Genomic DNA, 22,517 nt, shown 5'->3' with positions numbered 1-22,517 from the left:
GGGTGGCGGGAATCCATGCTGGCGGGGATATTTTATCAATGCTTTGGGGGCTTCTACTCGAACTCACAGCACCCCGATATTGTCAGAGCGTTTGCATTTCTGCCATGGTTGTGCGGCCCGGTATTTGCCGATTGGCGAATCAGGTCGACGTCATTGATGATTGGTGTCGTCACTCTGCCAATGTGGGTTTTTGCTGTATGGACCGGCGGGTATCCGGGAACCGCGATGGCAACGCTATTCGTTCTAGCGACGGTTAGCGTGCTACGCACGCTTCGGGAACGTGACGTATCTGGTGTGGGCATTTGGATACTGGTGGCTCTTGTTGCAGGAACGCTGGTTGCCGGAATAGCCCTTGTGCCGGCGTTTCTTTCCTCTGGGGAAATTGCCCGCTCGAAAACCATTGAGACACTCGCTTATGACTACATGTTACCTGGCGACATTCTCTCGTTCGCATTCCCGATAAATAATTCGTATTTCGGGCATGATATTTCAATGCGATCGTTCTTTGTCGGGTTTCCGGTTGTCGCGCTATTTTTAATGGGCATCGTCGAGGTTCGTCGCCGCATGATGTGGCCATTGATTTCCGGGCTGATCGCATTGCTGATGGCAGCCGGGCCGCTGCACCAGATTCTCGTGTTAATGATTCCACCTCTCGGCTTGAGCCGGTTTGTGATGGCCGACTACCGAGCCCTCATTGGCCTCGTCGCTATTCTCGCGGCGGTGACAGTGTTGGATGATCGTCAGGGTGGGAAAAAAGGCGGGATCATTTGGCTATTGTTGTTCGGGATTTTTGTATGGTATGGCGTGCATGCACTGAATCTCGAGCGCGCCTATGCGAAAGAAGACCACATTGCCCTGCTGATGGTCTTGCTTGTCGGGGTGGCAGCTATCCTGAACAGATTCGCGGCAAGATTGCTTGGCTGGACCCTCGAGCCGTTGGTTTTCGTTGTTGGTGCCGTTTTTATTTGGTATTCGAGCTATCTCTTGAATGTCATGCCTACGCCGGCGCGAGCGGAGGTAATAAGCGTCATTAGGTGGCTGGCGATTCTTGCACTGGGCTTGAATTTTCTTTGCAGTCTTTTCATAAAAAAGAGCCTGGAGCCATTGTTGATAATATTCTCCGCCATTGTTGCAGCGTACATCGCCAGCACGCTGCTCGTTGCCAGGGTGAATCAGAATGGTGTCATGATCCCGATTGCCATCACTGCGGTCCTGACGATCGTGGCGCTGTCTCCCGTGTTCTTGCAGTCAGGAAGAGGGGTGGTGATGCCTGCGTTGGCGACAGTTGCAATATCGCACTGGATGTGCGTGACGTGGACCGAGAGGTATTTTGCGCCGCCGGCGCAAGACGGTACTGCATGGGTCGAATCAATTGCGGGGAAGTTTTCTGATACACGCGAAGCGTTGAAGCGTCAGTTGCGTACCGAGACATGCCGCGGTCCGCGCCATGACGTTCCGTTACCCACCGCGGACCGCTTTCCCTGGAGCGGCTACTACAGTGGTCAATACTTTATGCAAGACTATTCTGGGCCGATGAAATTCCAACGCCAGCAGAGCATCCTCGGCTCCGATGATCTGCGGGGCTTCGCAATGCTTCCATGGACCATGGTTGCGGTATCCGACCTTCATCGTACGCACGACGCAGATTTGTCCAAGGCTCCACGCGTGGACGCAGTATGTTCGGCGTATGGGACGACCGAGATTCGGTATCAGATTGACCTGGGCGTGCCCACAGCAGTTGTGGAGAACGAAATCTACGCCAAGGGATGGTCCGCGCGACTGCTCTGTGATGACTGCGGTTGGTCGGGCGGGGCGAAAGACATCTTTCCCGTTGACGTAAAGGGTTTCCGCGGTTGGCAGTTGCCAGCTGGGCGCTACGTTTTGATTGCTCGCTTTGATACCCCATACCGCACACTTGGTATGGCAATTACGCTGTTAGGCATAGGGCTTTGGATAGCCAACGGATGGTCGATCATGCGGCCGAAACGAATTTGGCTTTCCCGACAGACTGGCCGTGCAATAAAAGTGGACCCCTCGTAATACCACAAATGCGTGCATAGCCCTACCTAGGCGTGCTGTACAGGGGGCCTGGTACTTTAAGGCTGGCATCCTTTGACGTAAAATGTGGCCCCTCCCCCGGAAGTGATCAGCCCCAACCGAATCGGGAAGTTAACCTGGCGTCCAGCCATTGTTTGCGGAGAGCAATGTTGATACAGATAAACAGCCTTTCGGCGCGAATTTCCCGGAACCCACAGCTAGCCGAGGCGATCAATAGGGTACTTTCCAGCGGGTGGTTTGTCCTGGGCCCGGCATCGAGGCAATTCGAACACGAATTTGCCGAGTATGTCGGCGTTGACTACTGCCTGGGCGTGGCCAATGGCACGGATGCTATTGAATTGGCGCTGAAAGCACTTGGCGTTACTCGTGGTGACCGCGTCGCGACTGCGGCCAATGCGGGAATGTATACGGCAACGGCCATCGAGATTGTTGGAGCCGAGCCTTTCTTCCTTGACGTCGATACTGATTCGCATGGTGTCACGTTCCAGGAAGTCGAGCGAGCCATTCTTGCCGGAATCAAAGCGGTGGTGGTTACGCATCTTTACGGTCGGGCCGTGCCTGACATTGCTGCAATTGCACAGCTTTGTGCCGACCGGGGGGTACTGCTCATTGAGGATTGTGCCCAAGCTCACGGTGCCCGTATCGACGGGACATGCGTGGGCGGGTTTGGGGATGCAGCCACTTTCAGCTTCTATCCCACCAAGAACCTTGGTGCAATTGGCGATGGCGGCGCAGTTGTGACGAAGCATGCGGAGACAGCCGAGCGAGTCGCCCGACTTCGTCAATATGGCTGGTCGTCGAAATATCAAGTCGAAGTGGCCGGATCGCGCAACAGCCGTCTCGATGAACTGCAAGCGGCTGTCCTCTCGACTTTCCTGCCGTATCTTGATGCTGCGAATGCTCGCAGGCGTGAAATTGCTGCACGCTATACCGCGAGAATTGCTCACGACAAAGTTCTGACACCGCAGGCGGTGGGAGAGGCGTACGTGGCGCACCTCTACGTCGTGCGCAGCGCGCATCGGGATGCCCTGCGCACGCATTTGCATGATTTGGAGATCGGCTCCGACGTGCACTATCCCATCCCTGACTATCGGCAACCGGTTTTCGGAGAGCGTTTTGCAAACATTCGACTCGCAAACACTGAGCGCTTGGCAGGTGAAATTCTGACCTTGCCCTGTTATCCCGAAATGACCGACGCAGAGGTCGATAGCGTCATCTCCGCAGTCAATAGGTGGCGACCATGAAATTCTCGGTCATCATCCCTGTTTACAAGAACGAATCGTCTATTCCCCGTCTGTTGCAAACGTTGACGGATATGAATCGCCAACTGGACGGCGAGTTGGAAGTCGTATTCGTTGTCGACGGTAGCCCAGACCAGTCGTTTGCGCTATTGCGCGCAGCGCTCAGGACCATGGATGTGCCGGCACAATTGTTGGCGCATTCACGAAATTTCGGTTCCTTTCCGGCGATCCGGACGGGGTTGGCTGCTGCCAGGGGAGATTTTTTTGGCGTCATGGCGGCAGATTTGCAGGAGCCGCCGGAACTGCTTGTCGAGTTTTTCCGGTCACTAGATGGCGATGAGTGCGATGTCGCCATTGGCACACGAGCAAGTCGAAGCGACCCTTACTTCTCCCGTATGGCATCCGGCATGTTCTGGTGGTTATACCGGCGGCTGGTGGTTCCTGAAATGCCAGCAGGCGGCGTCGACGTTTTTGGCTGCAATCGGGTGTTCCGCGACCAGTTGCTTCAACTCGAGGAGTCGAGATCGTCGCTGATTGCACTGATTTTCTGGCTAGGTTTTCGCCGCAAGATCGTAAGCTACGGGCGACGAGTCCGCCAGGAAGGGAAGACCGCATGGACTTTCCGAAAAAAGGTGGACTACATGATGGACAGTATCTTCGCGTTCACCGATTACCCTATCCGATTGCTGACCAAGATTGGCATCGCAGGCTTCATGCTGTCCAGTATTCTTGGCGGAATCGTGCTGGTCGGTCGCCTGTCGAATAGCATCGATGTTCCCGGTTATGCGACCGTCATGATAGTGATCATGTTCTTCGGAACTCTCAATTTATTCGGGCTTGGGCTGGTGGGAACGTATGCGTGGCGCGCTTACGAAAACAGCAAAAAGCGACCATTGGCGGTTATTTCCGTTCGACAGAAAAATTCAATTCAATCCTATGCCGAGTAATTTCACAGTTCATGGCTCTGCCGATGTGCAATCGAATGACATCGGGGCAGGCACGACTATTTGGCAATCCGTAACGGTCCTCCCGCGCGCGCGCATCGGCAGTGACGTCAACATTAATGCGCAATGCTTTGTCGAGAACGATGTTGTTATCGGAGACCGCGTAACCATCAAGTGTGGGGTTTACGTATGGGACGGTATCCGTCTGGGCAATGATGTATTTGTGGGCCCCAATGTTACGTTTAGCAACGACAAATTTCCGCGGTCGAAGGCTTACCCAGAAGCTTTCCTCCAGACTGTCGTGGAAGATGGCGCCTCGATCGGCGCCGCTGCCGTGCTGCTTCCGGGAATTGTGATTGGTCAAGGCGCGATGATCGGCGCCGGGGCAGTGGTCACGCGATCTGTGCCTCCCTATGCAATCGTCACGGGCAATCCGGCCCGTATTGTCGGGTACGTTGAAAACGCGGCCTCGCCCGGTGGCGCGGTCAAAAGTACGTCTGTGAGGGCGCCTGAGCAGCTGCTAGACGCTCGAGCACATGTCGGCGTAGGCGGGGTGACACTTCATCGTCTCAAGCGCGTTAATGATATGAGAGGTGATCTCTCCGTTGGGGAATTTCCTCGAGACATCCCGTTCGACCCCAAGCGTTATTTCCTGGTATTCAATGTACCGAGCGAAGAAACCCGGGGCGAGCACGCTCATCACAAATGTCATCAGTTCCTGATTTGCGTTAGAGGAAAATGTTCAGTGGTCGTTGACGATGGCAAGGTCCGGTGCGAGATCGCACTCGAATCACCAGAGACGGGTCTGTATCTGCCACCACTGACCTGGGGCATCCAGTATAAGTATTCGAGCGATGCAATGCTTTTGGTGTTTGCGTCGGACGAATACGATGCCGATGACTATATTCGCAATTACGCGGAATTTGTCGAAATAACTAAACAAAAAAACGGGCTTTGACTACAATTTTTTCCGGAAGCAGCGTACAGCGGTGGGGGCGATACCTACTCGGAGGTGGGATAAACACTTTCGTGACCTACGCGCTGTACCTCGCCTTCAAGCTCGTGGTTGGATATCAGTCTGCATATCTTGCCGCCTATGTGATCGGTGTTGTTTTTTCGTATTGGTTTAACTCGCGCCTGGTCTTCAAAGTGGCCTTTTCCTGGGTAAAGTTTCTTTCGTATCCAATGGTCTACGTTTTTCAGTACTGCGCTTCGGCCTTGCTGCTGCATGGATTAGTCGAATTCGCTGGAGTCAACGTATCGTTTGCGCCGCTTATGGTTACGGCGGCAATGATGCCGTTGACTTATGTCATGAGCAAGCTGATTCTGAAAAGAACGCCTCGCGGCTAATGTCGCGGGCTCATCCACACCTGAGCGCGAGTCTATGCGGGAGAGCAGTGACACGACTGTAGTAGATTCGTTTGAAAGCGTCCGCCAATCGAGTCTGTCCCTCAATATCTTGGAACGGATGTAGCTAACGCGGCCACACCTCAACCGTTTTCACATGCTTAGCCGCGCACTTCCCCAGCGCGCCCAATGCGTCCCGCATCATCCATTCCTGCCAGGCGTCATAATCAGCGGCGGCCGGCGCGTCCGGGATCTGGCACGGTGTGGCCAGCGCGCTATCGAGCGGCGGCGGCCTGTTTGGCAGCGTCGACGGCGTCGGACAGCTTGCGCACCCTGAAATCGTCAGGGCGGCAGTCAGTAGGCAGAGGCTGCTTCGCATTTCGAAATTCCTTCACGGCGGCATCGACCTTAGCGCCGAGGGTGGTCTGGGTGACGTTAAACTCGTCAGCCTTGGCGCGGATGGCGTCGCTGGCTTTGCCGATGTCCTCGATCGCCTTGTTGGCGCTGACCAGATCGGACTGAGCGTTGGCCGTCTTCATTCGATCGATCTGAGCGTCCTTGCGCCAGCCATTGACAGTCCAGCCGGCTGCGAGGACCGATCCGGAATTTTGTGTACGAGGCATATCATGAGAGGGAATGACCATGGATATGCCGATGAAGAAGAAACGTACGGTGGCGTCTCAGGCAGCGGCCCGCGGGCCGCTGCCGGCTTTGCCTGAGGGCTTGCTCGACGAACTGGTTAAAGGGCCAATGACGCCCAGCGAGGTCCAGGATTTGATGCTGGCCTTCAACAAGGCCATCATCGAGCGGGCGATGGGCGCCGAGATGAGCATGCACCTAGGCTATAAGCCAGGCGAGCCCAAGCCGGCCGAGCAATCCAATGCACGCAACGGTCTCACCGGCAAGACCGTGATCACCGAGCGCGGCCCGGTGCGGGTCGAATTGCCACGCGACCGCGATGGCAGCTTTGAGCCGGTCCTGATCCCGAAGCATGAGCGGCGCTTTACCGGATTCGACGAGCGCATTATTGCCATGTACGCGCGCGGCATGAGCGTGCGCGAGATTCAGGCGTTCCTGGCCGAGAGCTACGGAACCGAAGTCTCCCCGGACTTCATCAGCTCGGTCACCGATGAAGTTATGGCCGAGGCAATCGCGTGGCAGAGCCGCCCGCTCGAAGCCATGTACCCGGTCGTGTTCTTTGATGCGTTACGGGTCAAAATCCGCACCGACGGCGTGGTCAGCAATAAGGCCGTGTACCTGGCATTGGGAATCCAGGCAGACGGTCAACGCGATGTGCTGGGCCTGTGGGTCGAGCAGACCGAAGGCGCCAAGTTCTGGCTCAAGGTCTTCAATGGGCTCAAGAACCGCTGCTGTCAGGATATCCTAATTGCCGTGGTCGATGGCCTTAAGGGCCTGGCTGAGGCCGTTGCGACGGCCTATCCCCGCACGACGGTGCAAACCTGCATCGTGCATTTGACCCGCAACAGCCTGGACTACGCCAACTACAAGGACCGCAAGGCGCTGGCGCAGGCGCTGCGACCAATCTACAGCGCGGCCAGCGAGCAGGAGGCCGAGCAGGCGCTGCAGGATTTCTGCCGACGGCCCGTGGGGCGAAAAGCTGCCGATGATCGCGCAGTCGTGGCGACGCGCCTGGGAGCACGTCACGCCATTCTTCGTGTTCCCGCCCGAGATCCGGCGTGTGATCTACACTACGGATGAAGTTGACAAGCCCCCGCGGCAATCTCCGGCGTTCATGGCGTTCGTATCGGTGGCCAGGGAGCGCGAACCGCACCTTGCGGTCGTGCTTGCTTCCAGCGCGAGAACAGGCGTTGGTAAGCCTGCTCGGCTTGCTCGCCGACTGCACGCTCCAGATCCCGGACGGACTTCAGGTTGTAGGCGGCGACAGAGCCCTTGCGGCTACCGCGACGCGCAGCAGGCATGCCTGCCTGCAGTTCCAACTCACGGGTCTTTCGCGCAGTCAGCGCTGGGCGATCCCAGGCGAAGGCTTCGTTATGCGTGAGGACGCGCCAGACGATTATTGCTAGCTTGCGCGCCGTGGCAACAGCCGCGATCTGTTGACCGCGACGCTCCCGGACACGTAGGAAGAAGGCTCGGACGGGCCCGGCCGTTTGCGCTGCGGCCCAGGCAGCCTCGACCAGCATGGCACGCGCATAGGAACGTCCGCGCTTGCTGATGTGTCCGTGTTTTGCTGGTTGCAAGCCGGATTGGTAGACCGACGGATTGAGGCCAAAGTAGCTGACCAATTTCTCCGGCGAGCGAAAGCGGGCAACATCGCCGATGGCGGAGAGCAACCCGATCGCCACCGTGGTGTTGATGCCAGTGATGGTCAGGAGCTTGCGCAGCCTGTCGTCCTGAATAGCAGATTGGGCCAGCACGCGCTCAATCTCCTGCAGATTCTCTGCCAGCCGGTCCAGCTCATGCAACCGCTGGTCGATCCCGATGCGTTCGTCCGTGGGTAGCGGCTGGAGGCTCAGCCAGGCCCGCCCTTTCTTGCCAAACAGGTCTGTCGCGGGACACCGCTCGATGAGATGCGCGGCCAGGACAGCGTGAATCTCATTCTTGAGCCGCGTCCGCTGCCGCACGATTTGAGCGCGGCGCGACACCTGCCGCCGCATCGCTTGCGTGGCCTCGTCGGGAATCCAGACCTCAGGCAGGAAGCCGCTCGCATAGAGTTGCGCCAGGATCGACGCATCGATCTTATCCGTCTTCACGCGGGCTTCCGCAATCAGACGGACTTGCAGCGGGTTGGCGACGATCACTCTGCCGACGTGACTAGTCAGCACTTTCGCAATGGCGATCGTATTGCCGGTCGCCTCGAGTACTACGTGGTCATCGGGCTTTAGCTTGGCGGCAAAGCGTTCGAGCTCGTCGCGTCGCAGTCCGACGCGCCCGCCGGCGCGCAGCAGGCCATTCTCCAGATAGGCGATCTCGGCCACCGATCGCGATACATCCAGTCCTATCACTCACATTGGCGTCTCCCATGGGAAACATCGCAAATGGGAGCCGGTGGGACAGCACGACAACTACGGATTCGCGCTCGCAGCGCAACCGGGCGGGTCGCAGGGGCGGCTAACTACTAACACGAGCTCGCAGCTCAACGTATATGAACGGCCTGCCCACCCGAAGTACTCCCCGGTGCCCCTGTCCCGGATGGTCGAACCATACACCAAGTTACTCGGTGAGGAGGAGGGGCACCGGCGCGGCTTGGCGTTGCGGATTTTAGTATCCGTTAATGGCTCGACCGTGCGGGGCATCGCTTAGGGGCACCGAAAATAGGGGCATTCGAAGATGCCCCTAAGGATGCCCCAAAAAGTGACGGATGCCAACGGGCCATGACGAACTTTGGCGAACGTCGATTCGGCGCGAAGCCTTGTTTTACTTGGGGAGAGAGAACTTCAGAGAACTGCTGTGAACTTAACTGTGGTCCCGCCGACAGGAATCGAACCTGTATCTAGCGCTTAGGAGGCGCTCGTTCTATCCATTGAACTACGGCGAGGGACAGGACTGTCAGGATCGGGAACCGCGGGCGCGGTGATCCTGGAGACGGCCCGGAGTATATCAAAATCCGCACCGGCCCGGCTCGCCGGCAGTGGCGGACCCGTCCCGGCGGCCTCGCCCGGCAAGGCGGCCGGACGACGGCAGGCGCGTCGGCCGGCCGGCATGGCGCAGGGCGCGGCGCCCCGGCCGGTGGTGGCCGCGGGCGCAGTTGGCGGCGGCAGTGGCGCAGCTGCGGTGGCAGGCTTGTCCGCGCAGGTTGCAGCGCAGTTCCCAGTCGATCAGTCCGGACATGGCAGGCTCCTTGATTCGGTGATGGCCGCGCGGTTCAGGCGAGGCCCAGGCCCAGGTTCAGGCCGCCCAGTTGGGCTTGCAGCAGCGCGCCCAGCAGCAGCCAGCCGATGTGCAGCGCGGCGCTCGGGCGGCGCATGCATGTTTCCACCTGCTCGCTGCGACTTTCGCCGGACAGGCACCAGGAGCAGAAATGCTCACAGTTGTTGGTCAGCAAGTGGTAGGCGTTTTCGCCAACGCGGGAACGGGCGCGTTCGACGGCCTGACGGCCGGCGAAGCGGGCGCAGGGTTCCGGCCTGACGGCGATGCCGAATCCGGCGGCGAAGGCTTCGAGGGTAGTTTCTTCAACAGGCGCGGCTTGCAGGGAGCGGGCGAAACCGGCGTAGTGGATGACGCGGCCGGCGCCGGCATAGATCCCATGATGGGCGTAGCCGTGGCGCTTCGTGACCAGGTGCGCGCCGAGCGGCAGCGGGTCGGCGAAACGATCGTCGCTGCCGGTAGCGCGTTCTTGTTGTTCCTGGATGTTCATGGCTGGCCTCGGTCTGTCTGGTTGCTGCAGGCATTGCTGCTTCATGCCAGACCAACAGCATCAACCATGCCAATACCAGGGAGGCACGGCAGGACAACGGTTTGGCGGGAATCCGGGGGTTTTGGAGGGGATGGACTGTCGGATGGCAGCCAACCGCGTGGCGGCAACTCTGTTGGCTGGCAGCCACCATTCGCCGTGCGCCGCGGGGCCTGGACGGGCTGGCGGCAGCGATCGCGCGATGCGTACGCTGTGGTGGGCGCATCCCGACACTGGCTGGCCGGGTGTCGGGTCCAGGCCAACGTGGCAGGCCCGCCGGGGTGGGCCCCGTTGTCGCCACTCCGCCCTGCAGCCCGCGCCGGCCTTGGGTTTCCAGTCGCCCGCCTGCCACACCCATGCTGTGGCAGGCGCCTTGCTAAATACCGGTACCGCCCCCCGGCGCCACGCCACATCCACCGGAGACCGATCATGGCCACCCTTGCGATCAACGATCCGCCCGTTCGTGCCCTCGTCTCCGCTGCCGCTCGGGACGGTGATCAACTTTTACGAGATCAACTACAGCTTCTATGCTGATCAGATGAACAACCAGTTCCAGAACATCGATATCCGCAACAACGCGCCAAACGCCAACATCAATGTCCAGGGCGACCAGGGCGCGAGGAACGACGGCCGGCTGATCTGATGCTGATCTGAGCGCCAGCGCCGCCGTGGTAGTGCCCCGGCGGGTCCGGGGCTTCACGCGGACCGGAGACAAGATTGGGTTTCGACTCGCACTTCCAGTGGACCTCGGCCGCATGCACGGACGTCGGGCGCGTGCGCGAACGCAACGAGGATGCTTGCCTGGACCTGCCCGGCCAGGACCTGTGGGCGGTAGCCGACGGCATGGGCGGCCATGCCGTGGGGGACTTCGCCAGCCAGGCGGTGGTCCAGGCGCTGGCCACGCTGCCGCCGCAGCCCCGGCTGGAAGACCGGGTCGACGCCACGCGCGCGGCGCTGCAGGGCGTGAATCTGGCGCTGGTCGATGAAGCGGCGCGCCTGGGCGTGCGCTGCATCGGCAGCACGGTGGTGGTGATGCTGGCGGGCGATCGCCGTTGCGCCTGCGTGTGGGCCGGCGACAGCCGCCTGTACCGGCTGCGCGGCGGCCAGTTCGCGCGCCTCACGCGCGACCACAACCAGGTCGAGCGCCTGCTGGCGCGCGGGCTGATCACCCCGGAAGAAGCGCGCCACCATCCCGCGCAGAACACCATCACACGCGCCGTCGGCGCGGCCCCGACGCTGGCGCCGGAGCAGCTGCTGACCGAGGTGGCCGATGGCGACGTCTACCTGCTGTGCAGCGATGGCCTGAGCAACGAGGTCGACGATGACGACATCGCGGCGGTGCTGGCGCAGCAGGACGTTGCGCAGGCCGCGCCGACGCTGGTGCAGATGGCGCTTGATGCCGGCGGCCGCGACAACGTGTCGGTGGTGGTGCTGCGTGCGGCGGACCCCTACGGCTCTGACAAGACGCTGGTCAATCCCGAGCTGGACGCCTGAAGGCGCGACCGCCGGCAGCCTCGGCCCCCTGCCCCTTGCTACCCCTTGCCGCCGTCGGCCTGCCGGTTGGCGCGGAAATCCTTCGAGTGGATGCCGTGCTTCTTCAGCAGCATCTGCAGGTGCGAGCGGTTCATGTCGAAGCGCCGCGCCAGTTCGGCGACGGTGCCGCCGACTTCCTGCAAGCCCCGTTCGAGGAAGGCCCGCTCGGCCTCGTCGCTGGCGGCGCGCTTGGCCTCGCTCAGCGACGTCGCCATGGTGATGTCCGCGGCTGCCGTGCCCGCGCCGACCACCGCCAGCGCGGCCGGCCTGGGCCGGATGTCCTGCGGCAGGTGGGCCAGGTCGGCGGTGTCGCCGGCCAGGCAGCTCAACCGGTACAGCAGGTTGCGCAGCTCGCGGATATTGCCCGGGTAGTCGTAGTGCAGCAGGAAGTCGCGCAGCCGCGGCGTCAGCTTGAGCGGCCGGCGCTTGAGCATGCCTGCGGCCTCGTCACTGAAGTACGACACCAGCAGCGGGATCTCGTCGCGCCGCTCGCGCAGCGGCGGCAGGCTGACGTGGATCACGCTCAGGCGGTAGAACAGGTCCTCGCGGAAGGTGCCGGCCTGGCTCATGCGGCGCAGGTCCTTGTTGGTGGCCGCGACGATGCGCGTATCGACCGAAATCGCCTCGTCCGAACCCACGCGCTGGATCTCGTGCGCCTCCAGCACGCGCAGCAGCTTGACCTGCCCGGTCAGCGGCAGCTCGCCGATCTCGTCCAGGAAGATGGTGCCGGTATGCGCGCTCTCGAACTTGCCGCGCCGGTCGTTGCTGGCGCCGGTGAAGGCGCCCTTCTTGTGGCCGAACAGCTCGGATTCAAGCAGGCTGTCGGGAATCGCGCCGCAGTTGACCGAGATAAACGGCTTGTCGGTGCGGGAGCCATTGGCATGGATCACCTTGGCCATCAGCTCCTTGCCGGTGCCGCTCTCGCCATCGATCAGCACCGGCAGGTCGGTCGGCGCCGCCTTCTCGGCAATCTCCAGCGCTTCCAGCAACTTGGGGTTGTCGCCGAAGGTCCCTTCGAAAATAAAGCTGCGCTCCACCAGCGCCTGCCGGCGCTCGCGCGGCATGCGCTCGACTTCTTCCTGAGGCGCGGCGGCCTCGGCCGATGCCGCCTGCACGAAGCGCTCCTTGTGCGACAGCCCCATCACCTCGTCGCGCAGCGTGGTGGCCTGCTTGAGCAGCTTCTCGATCTCGGGCCGGTCAAGCCGCGACGACCAGCGCAGCGTGGAGCGCAGGATCTCGATCTTCTCGATCAGGCCGGCAAACGACACCGGCGAGGTGGCCGAGGCGGGGGTGGCACCCTGGTTATATAGCTTCATGCGGCACTCAGTTGCTTCTGCACCAGTTGGAAATACATGCCCTTGCGCTCGATCAGCTCCTCGTGCCGGCCCTGCTCGACGATGGCGCCTTCATACAGCACCAGGATCTTGTCGGCCTGCATGATGGTGCTGAGCCGGTGCGCGATGATGACCGCGGTGCGCCCGCGCAGGATCTCCTGCATATTGGCCAGGATGTTGCTCTCTGACTGCGTGTCGAGCGCCGAGGTGGCCTCGTCGAACACCAGCAGGCGCGGGTCGTGGTACAGCGCGCGGGCGATGCACAGGCGCTGGATCTGCCCGCCGGAAAGCCCGATGCCGCGCTCGCCCACCACCTGCTCGTAGCCCAGCGGCAGCTTGCTGATAAAGGCGTGGGCATCGGCCATGCGCGCCACCTCCTCGATGCGGCGCCGGTCCGGGCTGTCGTCGCCGCAGGCGATGTTCTCGGCAATGGTGCCCGAGAACAGCAGGTTGGACTGCATCACGTAGCCCACCTGAGCGCGGTAGAACGCCGCGTCGATCACGTTCAGGTCGTAGCCGTCCACCGTCATCGAGCCCTCGGTAGGCTTGTAGAAGCCCACCAGCAGCTTGGCCAGCGTGGTCTTGCCGGAGCCGCTGCGCCCGACGATGGCCACCATCTCGCCCGGCCGGATGGCGAAGCTGATGTTCTCCAGCACGTAGGGCGTGTCTTCGCCGCCGTAGCGGAAGTACAGGTCCTTCATCACGATCTCGCCCTGCAGGTCGGGCAGCATCACGCGCGACAGCACGTCCTGCGGCTTCTGCTCGGGCTCCAGGTCGAGCACGTCGCCCAGCCGCTCCATCGCCACGCCGGCGTCGTTGAGCTGGCCCCACAAGGCCACCAGCCCCATCAGCGGCGCCAGCACGCTGCCCATGAAGGCATTGAAGGCGATCAGCTGGCCGATGGTGAGCTCGCGCTCCAGCACCAGCGTCGCGCCCACCCACAGCACCGCGATGGTGGTGGCGGCGTTGAGCAGCTGGCTCACCAGCCCCACCAGGATATGGAAGGCCTGCGCCCGGTATTGCGCGTCCAGGGCCTTGGCGTACTTGCGCTCCCAGCGCAGCCGCACCGGGCGCTCGATGCCCATGCCCTTGACGGTCTCGGCGCCGCCCAGCGTTTCCATCAGGTAGGCCTTGGCATCGGTCGATGCCGCGAACACCTCGCGCGCATAGGTCTTGACCCTGGGCGTCACCACCACCGTCAGCGCCGCGATCGGGATCACGAAGGCGATCAGCAGCAGCGTCAGCTTGACGTTGTAGAGGAACATGATGGTGAAGTAGATAAACACCATCAGCAGGTTCAGCGCCGTGGTCACCGTCGACTCGGTCAGGAAGGCGCGGATGGTCTGGTTCTCCTGGAAGCGCGCGAAGATGTCCCCGGTCTTGCGCTTGGCAAAGAACGACAGCGGCAGCGATAGCGTGTGCTTGAAGAACTGCGACATCATGGCGAAGTCCATGCTGCGCACCATGAAGTTGGCCAGGTAGGCGCGGATGGTCGCCATCAGCTGCGAGAACACGCTGGAGATAATCAGCCCCGCGATCAGCAGGTGCAGCAGCCCCACGTTCTGGTGCACCACCACGCCGTCCAGGATGTTCTGGATGATCAGCGGCGGCACCACCCCCAGCATCTGGATCACGAAGGTAGCCAGGAACAGGTGCGACAGGATCTTCTTATACGGCGCCAGGTAGCCGATAAAACGCAGCCACGGCGAGCGCGACACCGACAGCTGGGTCATGCTCTCGCCCGGCGTGAACAGCAGGCAGGTGCCGCTCCAGCCGCGCTCGAACTCCTCCGCGCTCATCTTGCGGAAGCCGATGGCCGGGTCGGCCACCCACACCCAGCGCGACGAGATCCCGTACACCACCACGTAGTGGTAGCCCTCCCAGTGCACGATAAAGGGCAGCTCGAAGCCCATCAGCGAATCCCGCGTGCACTGCACCCCGCGCGTGGTGAAGCCGAGCGATTCGCCGGCTCGTGCCAGGCTGTCCAGCGTGGCGCCCTGGGTGGTCACGTTGGCCAGCTCGCGCAGCTTGCCCAGCGTCATCGGGATGCCGTAGTGCCGGCAGATCATCGCCAGGCAGGCCGCGCCGCAATCCATCTCCTCGGCCTGCTCCACCAGCGCGAAGCGGCGGATCAGCTTCTCGCCCAGCTCCGGTTTGGAATGCAGGTCGAGCAGCACCGGGCGCTTGCGCCGTTCGGCCAGCTTCTTCTGCCGATGCAGCTCGCGGTCCAGCACGCGGATGCGCTCTTCCAGCACCTCGCGCAGGCGCGGGTTACGCTCCAGGATCAGCTGCACCGTCTTCTCGGGGATCACCAGCAGGCGCACGTCGGTTTCGGCAATGGCCGAGGCCAGCTGCTCCTGCCGCATCACGCAGGCGCGCTCGCCGAAGATATCGCCCTGCCCCAGCGTGGCCAGTGGGAACTCGCTGCCCTCTTCGCTGCGCACGATGCGCACCGTGCCCTGGCGCACCACGTACAGGCGCCGGTCCTCGCGCCCGTCCTGCTTCAGGATTTCCTTGCCGGCCGCCACGCGCTTGACGCCGACGCTGCGCACGGCGTCTTCCAGCTCCTGCTTGTCGAGCTTGCCGCGCAGGTCGAAGAGCCGCGCGACAAAGCCGCCGGCCGAACTGATCGCGACATAGCTGGTGATAAAGGCCAGCGCGGCGGGGTTGCCCGCCACCACGGGCTCGCCCACGCTGCGCGGGATCATCAGCAGCTCGGTCTTGCCGGAGGCGCGCACCGACGACTCATGCCGGTACTCGCGCAGCAGCGCGATATCGGCAAAGACCTCGCCGGTCTTGCGCACGCCCATGCTGATTTCCTTGCCGTGCTCCTCGTTGAACACGCGCACCGAGCCGGACTTGACGACAAACAAGCCCGGCGCCGCTTCGCCGGCATTGCAGACGGTGTCGCCAAAACCGAAGGTCAGCACCTGCGCGGCTTCCGCCAGGCGTGCCAACTCCTCCGGCGTCAGCACCGACAGGATCTCGACGCTGGCCAGGAAGGCGGCCAGCGCCGATCCTGCCTCCGGCTTGTCCGGGGCAGCCGCGGCGGCGCGATCACCGGCCTGGCCGGACTCGCTAGCGGGCTTCGATGACATGTTCCTGCGCCCTGGCCATCAGCCAGTTCTCGCGCAACAGGCGCCGCACTTCCACCGCCACCTCGCTGTCGAGCGTGGCCTGGTGCTTGTCGCGCACCAGGAACACCTCGAAGAAGGAGCGGTCAGCGGCGGGGAACGGCCCCAGCAGGTCGCCCGGCTCGGCATTGAAGACCTTGGCCTCGATATCGGTCTTGAGCGAGCCGCGCAGCACCTTGCCGATCTCGCCGCCGCGCTCGCGCGTGTCGGCAATGGAATGCTCGCGCGCCATCTCGGCGAAGGCCTCCGGATCATCCTGCAGGTATGAGATCAGCTCCTTGGCCTTGCCCTCGCTGTCGACCACGATATGGCTGACCTCGATGCTGTCGAAGCGCGGCGAGTTGAGCGCAAAGTACTCCTGCACCGCGGCGTCGTTGCAGACCTGCTCCATCATCCGCTCCTGATACAGGTTGTCGGTGATAAAGGCCTCGAACTCGTCCAGGCTGACGTTCAGCGCATCCAGGTAGTGGTTCATGTCGGCGGCGCGATGCAGGCCCTGCACGCGGCGGAACTGGTCGGCGCGCTCCTGGATCTCCTCGGGCGTGACCACCAGGCCCTGCCGTTTCGCGGCGTGCACGGTCAGCTTGTCGCGCACCATCTGCTCGACCAGGCCCTCGAACTGCCCGGTCAGCTTGAGCAGCCGCACGAACTCCTCGACGCCGAACACCTCGTCGTCGATACGCACAATGCCAGTCATTTCTCGGCTCCTTTGACGGCCCCTGCGCTTGCGCACCGGGCTGTCCAGATCGGCTGTTTTCGTGTTTCCCCCGGCTGCGCTACCCTGCCACCTCACGGAAGGGGTCAAGCCCCAGATCGATCAGGCGACGTTCGCGCACAACGATCTCTGCCGTGGCGGTCATGCCGTAACGCAACGGATACTTGTTGTCGGACACCGCGTAGTAGTCGCGTGCCAGGCGCACACGGCCCTCGTAGACCGGCTGCTTGTCCGGCCCCGGCTTGGTGGCGGGCGAGATAAATTCCAGCGTTCCTTCTATGATCCCGTAGCGCTGGTACGGGAAGGCGCTGAACTTGAGCTTGACCGGCAGGCCTTCGCGCAGGAAGGCGCGGTCGCGCTCGGCAATGACGATCTTGACCACCGGGCGCGCATCCTTGGGCGCAATGCCCCCCAGCGGCGTGTTGGCCTGCACCTTGTCGCCGCGCTGGGTGGAGGTGACATCGGTGATCACGCCCGACACCGGCGCCAGGATCAGCAGGAAGTTGTCCTTGTCGATGTTCTCGAAGCGGATGCGCGCCGCCGCGTCTGCCACCAGGCGGGCGGTCTGCACCTGCAGGCGCAGCTTGTCCTCGGTGTTGGCAATCTCGCGCAGGGCCGCCTCGTACTGCACGCGCAGCCCGGCCAGGTCCTGGCCGCTGCTTTCAAGCTCGGAACTGGCCTGGGTGAGTTCGCGGCCCAGGCGCGCATCCAGTTCACTCAGCCGCGACTGCGCCACGCGCAGGTTGTTCTCCGCGTCCTGCGCCGCGGCGCGCTTGGTGTCAACCTGCGACTGCGAAACGCCACCACCGCCCGGCAGCGCCAGCAGGCGCGCATAACGGTCCTGCTCCTGGCGCGCGAACTCGCGCGCGCGGCGGGCGTTCTCGAGGTTGCTGCGTGCTTCCTGCAGCTGGGCGCGCTGCTGTTCGGCAAGCCGCGTGGTGCCTTCTGCAATGCGGGTCTCGTGCTGGCGCGTGGCCACGTCGATCTGCTGCTTGAGCGCCGCGGCCCGGCGTTCCATCAGCGCCTTCTTGTCCGGGAACTGCTTCCACTCGCGCTCGGAGTCTTCCAGCTTGAGCTGCGCCTCCAGTGCATTGGCCGCGGCCTCGATTGCGCCGCGCGCATTCAGGCGCGCCAGTACGTCGTCCTTGGACACCGGCTGCCCTTCGGCCACGTAGAGGTCGGCGAGCTCGCCGTCCACCGGGGCATAGAAGCGCCGCACCTCGGATTCCGGCGCCAGCGTGCCCTGCGCCGTGACAATGACATCGGCATGCCCGACGAAGGACCACACCAGCCCGCACAACACCAGTGCAAAGGTCGTGACGATGGTCAGCAGTCCCAGGCGCGACGGCTCGGCACTCAACAGGCCAACGCCCTCGGCGCTGTGGTCTTCCAGCGCCTCGGAGAGTGGCTTGAGGCCGCCCTGTCGGGCATCGTCCTTCATGGCTGCCCCGCTTGCTGTGGCGCCGCGGCAGCAGCGGCTGGCTCCGGCGCCTTGCCGGTGTCTTCACCGCCGATCAGTTCCAGCTTGGTCTTGAGCACGGCGGGATCGAGCACGGTGCGCAATTCGTGCAGCGCGCGCCGCTGCTGGTCGGCCTCGGCGCGGATCTCTTCCTCGATCTTGGCGAGCTGTGCCAGGTCGGCGCTTTCCCCCGCGCGCAGTTGCGTAAAGATGCGCATGCCCTGGCGCGCGTCTCCCTGCGCCTGCGACAGCAACCGGGCCTGCGCGCGGAACCTGGGCGAGATGCCGGGCTCGAGCCGCTGTTCGCTGCCGATCACGCCATTGCTGCGGTATTGCTTCCATGCGGCGACGGCGCTGCCCATCAGCTCCCGCGCGCGCCGCAGGGCGCTGTCGCGCACGCCGTTGACGTCGGCCTCGACCGCCTTGGCGAAGTGGCCGTCTTCTTCGGCATCGAGCATGGCGTAGAAGCCCAGCAGCCGGTCCTCATAGCCCTTGCTGCCGCGCGCGGACTGCAACTCGGCGTACTGCGCCGCCACCTTCTGCTTGTGCGACAGGTCGCGCGCGAGGTCGTCGGCCCAGGGTCCGCCGCTGATCTGCTTGATCCCCGCCAGCGCAGCGGCGCTGTCGCCCTGCTGCCACGCCCTGGCCGCACTGGCATACTGACGCACCATCTCCGGCGGCGGCAGGCGCGCGGCCAGGCTGTTGAACTGTGCCTGGAACGGCGGCGTGGCGAAGCGGCTGTCGGCGAGCCGCGCCACCAGCGGCCCGGGCCGGCGCGCGCGCAGTGCCTGCATCAGTGCGGTGTAGCGGTCCAGGTCTGACTGCACGCGGTCCAGCCCGGCCAGGCGCGGATACTTCTCGCGGTACTCGGCGATGACCGGCTGCAACGCCTCCGGGCGGTCGCGGCCGAGTTCGGCAGCGATGGTGGCGTTCAGCCGGTCGATCGCCGCCAGGTAGACCGAGGCATCATTCTGCAGGCGGCGCACATCACTGAGCGCATCGGCATAGAGATCGCGGAACGCCGGCACATCGGCCGCGATGCGCCCGAGTGCGCGCTGGTGCGCGGTAGTGTCCTGGTTCCAGTACGCCAGCAGTTGCCGGATCGGAGCCTCATCGGTGTAGAGGCGGATCGGCGCGTCGGCGCCGCGCTGCGCGGTGAAGCGTTCGAGCCGGCCGATCCAGTCGAGCTCGGCCACCAGCGGCCGCGCATCGGCGTTGTGCGCACTGGGCTTGCGCATCCGGGCCAGCGCGGCATCGGCGCCGCTGACATCACCGGCCTTCAGCCTGGCTGCAAAATCGGGCACGTAAGCGCGCATCAGTGCCTCGGCGCCGAGGGCCTGCACCTGGGCATCGTCGGGATGACGCGCCAGGTAATCGTCGGCGGCCTGCGCCGCGCGGGCGTGATCGCCGGCGGCAAATAAGGCCTGCACTTCGCGCTCCGCCGCACCGCGCCAGTACACGGCCGCGCCCGCCAGTATTGCGAGCAACAGCAACGCGCCACCCCATCGCGCCGCGCGCCGCGTGCGTGCGGGATCGTCCAGGCCGAACAGCCTGGCGCCCTCCGCCAGCAACAGCGCGGCACGTCCGCGCTTGCGGCGTGCCTGCGCGCCGTCGTGCGCCGCAGTGGCCGCCGCGGCCTGTGCCTCGGCCTCGGCGTTGACCTCGTCGTCCTGCTGCGCGGCGTAGTCGACGCAGAAGATGTCGAGGAAGGAATCGGCCGCACCGACAAAGGTGGTGCGGTCATCCTCGTCGCGCGCGGCCGGCGCCGGGGAAGCGGCCGGCGTGTCCGGTGCCGCGGCGACGGGCTGCAGCATCGAGCGCGTCGCGGTGGCATCGCCATCGCCCGTGCGCTGGACCTGCGCCTGGTAGACAAAGTGGTTGCCGCCGAAGGCGATCAGGTCGCCGTCGTCCAGCGGCACGCCGTGGTCTGCCAGGCGCTTGCCGTTGACGAAGGTGCCGTTGGTGCTGCCCAGGTCCTCAACGAACGGCACGCCACCCTTGAGGTACACGTGCGCGTGGCGCCTCGACAGGTAGTTGACCTGCTGAGGATAACTGTCGCGGTAGCGCGCGAAGGCATCGTCGGCCTTGCTGATCAGGTACGGGAAGCCGTCCACGTGCAGCGGCTGCAGTCCGACATCTCCGCGTTCGGGCACCAGCGTCACCGCCACCCGCGGCGGCTCGGGCTGCGGCGCGCGCGGCAACAGCCGGACCCGGAACGACAGCGCGGGCCCGAAGGCCACCTCATCGCCGTCGCTGAGCTGCGCCGGCTGGCGCGCCACCGCCGCGCCGTTCACGCGCGTGCCGTTCTTGCTGCCGAGATCCGCCACATAAACCGCGCCATGCTCGGCGAAGATGCGCGCATGCCGGCGCGACAGCGGCGCGGCCAGGTCTTCCGGGTAGGTGGCGAACGGCAGCTCGCTGCGGCCGACGGCGAACAGGTCTTCGTCAATGCGGATTTCGCCCAGCTCGGGGCGCGCGACGGGCGTCAGGAATACATCGAATTCCTGCGCCAGATCGTGAGAGAACTCCCGCGTGAATCCCTGGGCCATTTTCACCGGCATTTCCATGATCAGTGCTTCGTCAGGAGCCATGTTTCCAGCGAGCCAACAGCGCGGCTGCCGCGGCGGCAGGCCAGGGGAGTGAAGCGACTAAGAACATAGTAGGCGACGGCTAAGGCTAGTCAATCGGGCGCGGGACGCGCGGTTGGCACGGGAGCGGCACATGCAGCGGGGCAAGCGGCCAGGGCTATGGACGCGTTGCGCAACGCGTTGCTTACGCCGGTATCACATGAACACCGCCAAGGAACCTCTGGCAGCACTTATTGCGTTGGATTCGAGGCCGCGTTGCGCACATCGGTATCGGGCCAGCCGCCGCCAAGCGCCTTGTACAGGGTGACGGTGTCGGCCAGGATCTGTTGGTGGACCGCCAACAACTGCAGTTGCGCGGCCAGCAGCGAGCGCTCGGTCTCAAACACTTCCAGCTGCGAGACCACGCCCTCCTTCAGTTGCGCCTCGATCTGCGCGGACACGACGCGCAGCTGCTCAACCTGCTGCTGCAACTCGATGCGCTGCTTCTTGTGCGCGTCGACGTTGACCAGCGCGCTCTCCACCTCTTCGAACGCGGTCATCACGGTGCGGCCATATTCGTTTTCCACCACGCCCACCTGCGCCTCGGTGGTCTTCACGCGCGCCCGCACGTTGGGATCGAGCATCGGCAGGTTGATGCTGGGCGCCAAGCCGAAGGTGAAGGACTTGAGCAGGGAGCTCAGCGCAAAGCTTGCGGTGCCGCCGCTCGCGGTCAGGCTGATGGTGGGCAGTTGCGCCAGGCGTGCCTGCCCGACGATGTTGTAGGCCGCCAGCACGCGGTATTCAGCGGCCACCACATCCGGACGGCGCGCCAGCAGCTGCGACGGCAGCCCGGCCGGCACCGCGGGCGGCTGCACGCGGTCCTGCAGGCGCCCTGCCGGAACCTTTAGATTGCCCGCGGGCACGCCGACCAGCGTCGCCAGCGCGTTTTCGGCGACATCGCGCGAACGGCGCAGCTCGAGCAGGTCCTTGTTGAGACGGTTGATTTCCGCCTGCTGCTGCATCACGCGGATCTTGGGCACCAGGCCGTTCTGGTACATCGCCTGAAAGGTGGACAGGATCTGCCCGTTCTTGGCGACGGTGCGCGATTGCTGCTCGATCTGCTCGTCGAACTGCAGGATCTGGAAGTAAGTGGTCGATACATTGGACACCAGCGTCAGGTAGCCGGCACGCCAGTCGGCCTCGGTCGCGTTGAACTCGGCGGTCTGCGCCTGCACGCCCTTCTCGACCTTGCCCCAGATATCGATGTCCCAGTTCAGCTGGGCGGCGGCGTTATAAATCGTAGTGGACTTCTGCCCGGTGGTCTTTTGGAAGTTCGCGCTGGCGCCGATACCGATCACGGGCAGCGCTCCCGCGCGGGCCTCGCCGATCTGCGCGTTGGCCACGCGGATGCGCGCCGCCAGCACCTTGATGTCATAGTTGCCGCCCAGTGCCTGTTCGATCAGCTTGTTCAGGTAGGGATCCTTGAAGCCGTGCCACCAGTTGGGCTGCACCGCTTCGGCCGGCGACACCGTAATCGAACCCTGGCGCGTCCATTCGGCCTTGGCCGGGGTTTCCGGGCGCTGGTACACCGGCGGCCGGAAGTCGGCGCAGCCTGCCAGCAGCGCCGTGCAGACAGCCAGCGCGGTCAGCCAGGCAGTACGGTGCGGCGCGGCGGTCGACGTAACCCCGGGCGAGGCAATGATGGATTCGGGCACGATGGGTTCCTGCGTGCGACGGCGGCGGGCGGGATGCACTTGAGTTATCCATGGCATGCCGGGGCCGCGAAGTCTGTCTGTATTGTGGTGGGGGCGGG

At 63.6% G+C, this 22,517-nt stretch carries 17 protein-coding genes, 1 tRNA gene and 1 pseudogene; 8 read left to right on the top strand and 11 right to left on the bottom strand.

The genetic code is table 11. The features are described from left to right. From AC3WQZ_RS06335 to AC3WQZ_RS06315, 5 genes are all read left to right on the top strand, one after another. Positions 1-2,040, top strand: a 2,040-nt coding sequence (locus tag AC3WQZ_RS06335) for a hypothetical protein (RefSeq protein WP_492300180.1), incomplete at its 5' end; no start/stop codon positions are given. Between the two features lie 164 nt (positions 2,041-2,204). After that, on the top strand, positions 2,205-3,302 hold the full coding sequence (locus AC3WQZ_RS06330; protein WP_010813582.1) for a DegT/DnrJ/EryC1/StrS family aminotransferase: 1,098 nt from the start codon (positions 2,205-2,207) through the stop codon (positions 3,300-3,302). Next, entirely contained in the window at positions 3,299-4,246 is a 948-nt protein-coding gene (locus AC3WQZ_RS06325; RefSeq protein ID WP_037023611.1) for a glycosyltransferase family 2 protein, read from the top strand. The genes AC3WQZ_RS06330 and AC3WQZ_RS06325 overlap by 4 nt, the downstream gene beginning before the upstream one ends. Continuing rightward, positions 4,236-5,201: a WxcM-like domain-containing protein gene (locus AC3WQZ_RS06320; RefSeq protein WP_037023609.1), complete on the top strand. Its 966-nt coding sequence runs from the start codon at positions 4,236-4,238 to the stop codon at positions 5,199-5,201. The genes AC3WQZ_RS06325 and AC3WQZ_RS06320 overlap by 11 nt, the downstream gene beginning before the upstream one ends. Next, a complete protein-coding gene (locus tag AC3WQZ_RS06315; RefSeq protein ID WP_256375516.1) occupies positions 5,198-5,593 on the top strand; it encodes a GtrA family protein in 396 nt (131 codons plus the stop codon). The genes AC3WQZ_RS06320 and AC3WQZ_RS06315 overlap by 4 nt, the downstream gene beginning before the upstream one ends. Before the next feature lie 272 nt (positions 5,594-5,865). Here the strand turns inward: AC3WQZ_RS06315 and AC3WQZ_RS06310 are convergent, their stop codons facing one another. Further along, entirely contained in the window at positions 5,866-6,129 is a 264-nt protein-coding gene (locus AC3WQZ_RS06310) for a hypothetical protein (RefSeq protein ID WP_010813587.1), read from the bottom strand. Positions 6,130-6,238: 109 nt separating this feature from the next. On the opposite strand from AC3WQZ_RS06310, the pseudogene AC3WQZ_RS06305 reads away from it, so the two are divergent. After that, positions 6,239-7,316, top strand: a pseudogene (locus AC3WQZ_RS06305) (IS256 family transposase); the annotation flags it as partial. Positions 7,317-7,341: 25 nt separating this feature from the next. Here the strand turns inward: AC3WQZ_RS06305 and AC3WQZ_RS06300 are convergent. The 4 genes from AC3WQZ_RS06300 to AC3WQZ_RS06285 all read right to left on the bottom strand — a co-directional run bounded on the left by AC3WQZ_RS06300 (position 7,342) and on the right by AC3WQZ_RS06285 (position 9,926). Then, positions 7,342-8,565, bottom strand: a complete 1,224-nt coding sequence (locus AC3WQZ_RS06300; protein ID WP_144062241.1) for an IS110 family RNA-guided transposase — start codon at positions 8,563-8,565, stop codon at positions 7,342-7,344. Between the two features lie 467 nt (positions 8,566-9,032). Beyond that, positions 9,033-9,107, bottom strand: a tRNA-Arg gene (locus AC3WQZ_RS06295). 62 nt (positions 9,108-9,169) lie between these two features. After that, positions 9,170-9,400, bottom strand: coding sequence for a hypothetical protein (locus AC3WQZ_RS06290; protein ID WP_010813590.1), 231 nt, complete (start codon positions 9,398-9,400; stop codon positions 9,170-9,172). Between the two features lie 34 nt (positions 9,401-9,434). Beyond that, positions 9,435-9,926, bottom strand: a complete 492-nt coding sequence (locus AC3WQZ_RS06285) for a lecithin retinol acyltransferase family protein (RefSeq protein ID WP_010813591.1) — start codon at positions 9,924-9,926, stop codon at positions 9,435-9,437. A gap of 499 nt (positions 9,927-10,425) precedes the next feature. Between AC3WQZ_RS06285 and AC3WQZ_RS06280 the strand changes: the two genes are divergently transcribed. Both AC3WQZ_RS06280 and AC3WQZ_RS06275 read left to right on the top strand, forming a co-directional pair. Then, a complete protein-coding gene (locus tag AC3WQZ_RS06280) occupies positions 10,426-10,605 on the top strand; it encodes a hypothetical protein (protein WP_234788091.1) in 180 nt (59 codons plus the stop codon). A 74-nt stretch (positions 10,606-10,679) separates the two neighbouring features. After that, positions 10,680-11,456, top strand: a complete 777-nt coding sequence (locus AC3WQZ_RS06275; protein WP_010813593.1) for a PP2C family protein-serine/threonine phosphatase — start codon at positions 10,680-10,682, stop codon at positions 11,454-11,456. A 38-nt stretch (positions 11,457-11,494) separates the two neighbouring features. On the opposite strand, the gene AC3WQZ_RS06270 is transcribed toward AC3WQZ_RS06275, so the two are convergent. The 6 genes from AC3WQZ_RS06270 to AC3WQZ_RS06245 form a co-directional block, all read right to left on the bottom strand. Further along, complete coding sequence (locus AC3WQZ_RS06270; protein ID WP_010813594.1) at positions 11,495-12,811, bottom strand: sigma-54 interaction domain-containing protein; 1,317 nt, start codon at positions 12,809-12,811, stop codon at positions 11,495-11,497. Continuing rightward, entirely contained in the window at positions 12,808-15,927 is a 3,120-nt protein-coding gene (locus AC3WQZ_RS06265) for a peptidase domain-containing ABC transporter (RefSeq protein WP_492300176.1), read from the bottom strand. The genes AC3WQZ_RS06270 and AC3WQZ_RS06265 overlap by 4 nt, the downstream gene beginning before the upstream one ends. Then, the gene (locus tag AC3WQZ_RS06260) at positions 15,908-16,660 is read right to left on the bottom strand and encodes a peptidylprolyl isomerase (protein ID WP_010813596.1); all 753 of its coding nucleotides are present in this window, start codon (positions 16,658-16,660) and stop codon (positions 15,908-15,910) included. Before AC3WQZ_RS06260 ends, AC3WQZ_RS06265 begins: the two co-directional genes overlap by 20 nt. Before the next feature lie 79 nt (positions 16,661-16,739). Continuing rightward, positions 16,740-18,119 (bottom strand): beta-barrel domain-containing protein, encoded by a 1,380-nt coding sequence (locus tag AC3WQZ_RS06255; protein WP_010813597.1) that lies wholly within the window; start codon positions 18,117-18,119, stop codon positions 16,740-16,742. Further along, complete coding sequence (locus tag AC3WQZ_RS06250) at positions 18,116-20,728, bottom strand: FHA domain-containing protein (protein WP_492300174.1); 2,613 nt, start codon at positions 20,726-20,728, stop codon at positions 18,116-18,118. Before AC3WQZ_RS06250 ends, AC3WQZ_RS06255 begins: the two co-directional genes overlap by 4 nt. A gap of 227 nt (positions 20,729-20,955) precedes the next feature. Further along, positions 20,956-22,476, bottom strand: a complete 1,521-nt coding sequence (locus AC3WQZ_RS06245; RefSeq protein ID WP_210401215.1) for an efflux transporter outer membrane subunit — start codon at positions 22,474-22,476, stop codon at positions 20,956-20,958. Between the last annotated feature and the right edge of the window lie 41 nt (positions 22,477-22,517).

Source organism: Cupriavidus sp. FW305-26, from assembly GCF_058787975.1.
The sequence above is the reverse complement of the archived record's forward strand: the minus strand, read 5'-3'. Positions and strand labels throughout refer to the sequence as shown.

Coding starts and splice junctions, on each gene's coding strand:
- AC3WQZ_RS06330 (WP_010813582.1), top strand. CDS start 2,205: ATGTTGATACAGATAAACAGCCTTTCGGCGCGAATTTCCCGGAACCCA.
- AC3WQZ_RS06325 (WP_037023611.1), top strand. CDS start 3,299: ATGAAATTCTCGGTCATCATCCCTGTTTACAAGAACGAATCGTCTATT.
- AC3WQZ_RS06320 (WP_037023609.1), top strand. CDS start 4,236: ATGCCGAGTAATTTCACAGTTCATGGCTCTGCCGATGTGCAATCGAAT.
- AC3WQZ_RS06310 (WP_010813587.1), bottom strand. CDS start 6,129: ATGAAGACGGCCAACGCTCAGTCCGATCTGGTCAGCGCCAACAAGGCG.
- AC3WQZ_RS06290 (WP_010813590.1), bottom strand. CDS start 9,400: ATGTCCGGACTGATCGACTGGGAACTGCGCTGCAACCTGCGCGGACAA.
- AC3WQZ_RS06285 (WP_010813591.1), bottom strand. CDS start 9,926: ATGAACATCCAGGAACAACAAGAACGCGCTACCGGCAGCGACGATCGT.
- AC3WQZ_RS06270 (WP_010813594.1), bottom strand. CDS start 12,811: ATGAAGCTATATAACCAGGGTGCCACCCCCGCCTCGGCCACCTCGCCG.
- AC3WQZ_RS06265 (WP_492300176.1), bottom strand. CDS start 15,927: ATGTCATCGAAGCCCGCTAGCGAGTCCGGCCAGGCCGGTGATCGCGCC.
- AC3WQZ_RS06260 (WP_010813596.1), bottom strand. CDS start 16,660: ATGACTGGCATTGTGCGTATCGACGACGAGGTGTTCGGCGTCGAGGAG.
- AC3WQZ_RS06255 (WP_010813597.1), bottom strand. CDS start 18,119: ATGAAGGACGATGCCCGACAGGGCGGCCTCAAGCCACTCTCCGAGGCG.
- AC3WQZ_RS06250 (WP_492300174.1), bottom strand. CDS start 20,728: ATGGCTCCTGACGAAGCACTGATCATGGAAATGCCGGTGAAAATGGCC.
- AC3WQZ_RS06245 (WP_210401215.1), bottom strand. CDS start 22,476: ATGCCATGGATAACTCAAGTGCATCCCGCCCGCCGCCGTCGCACGCAG.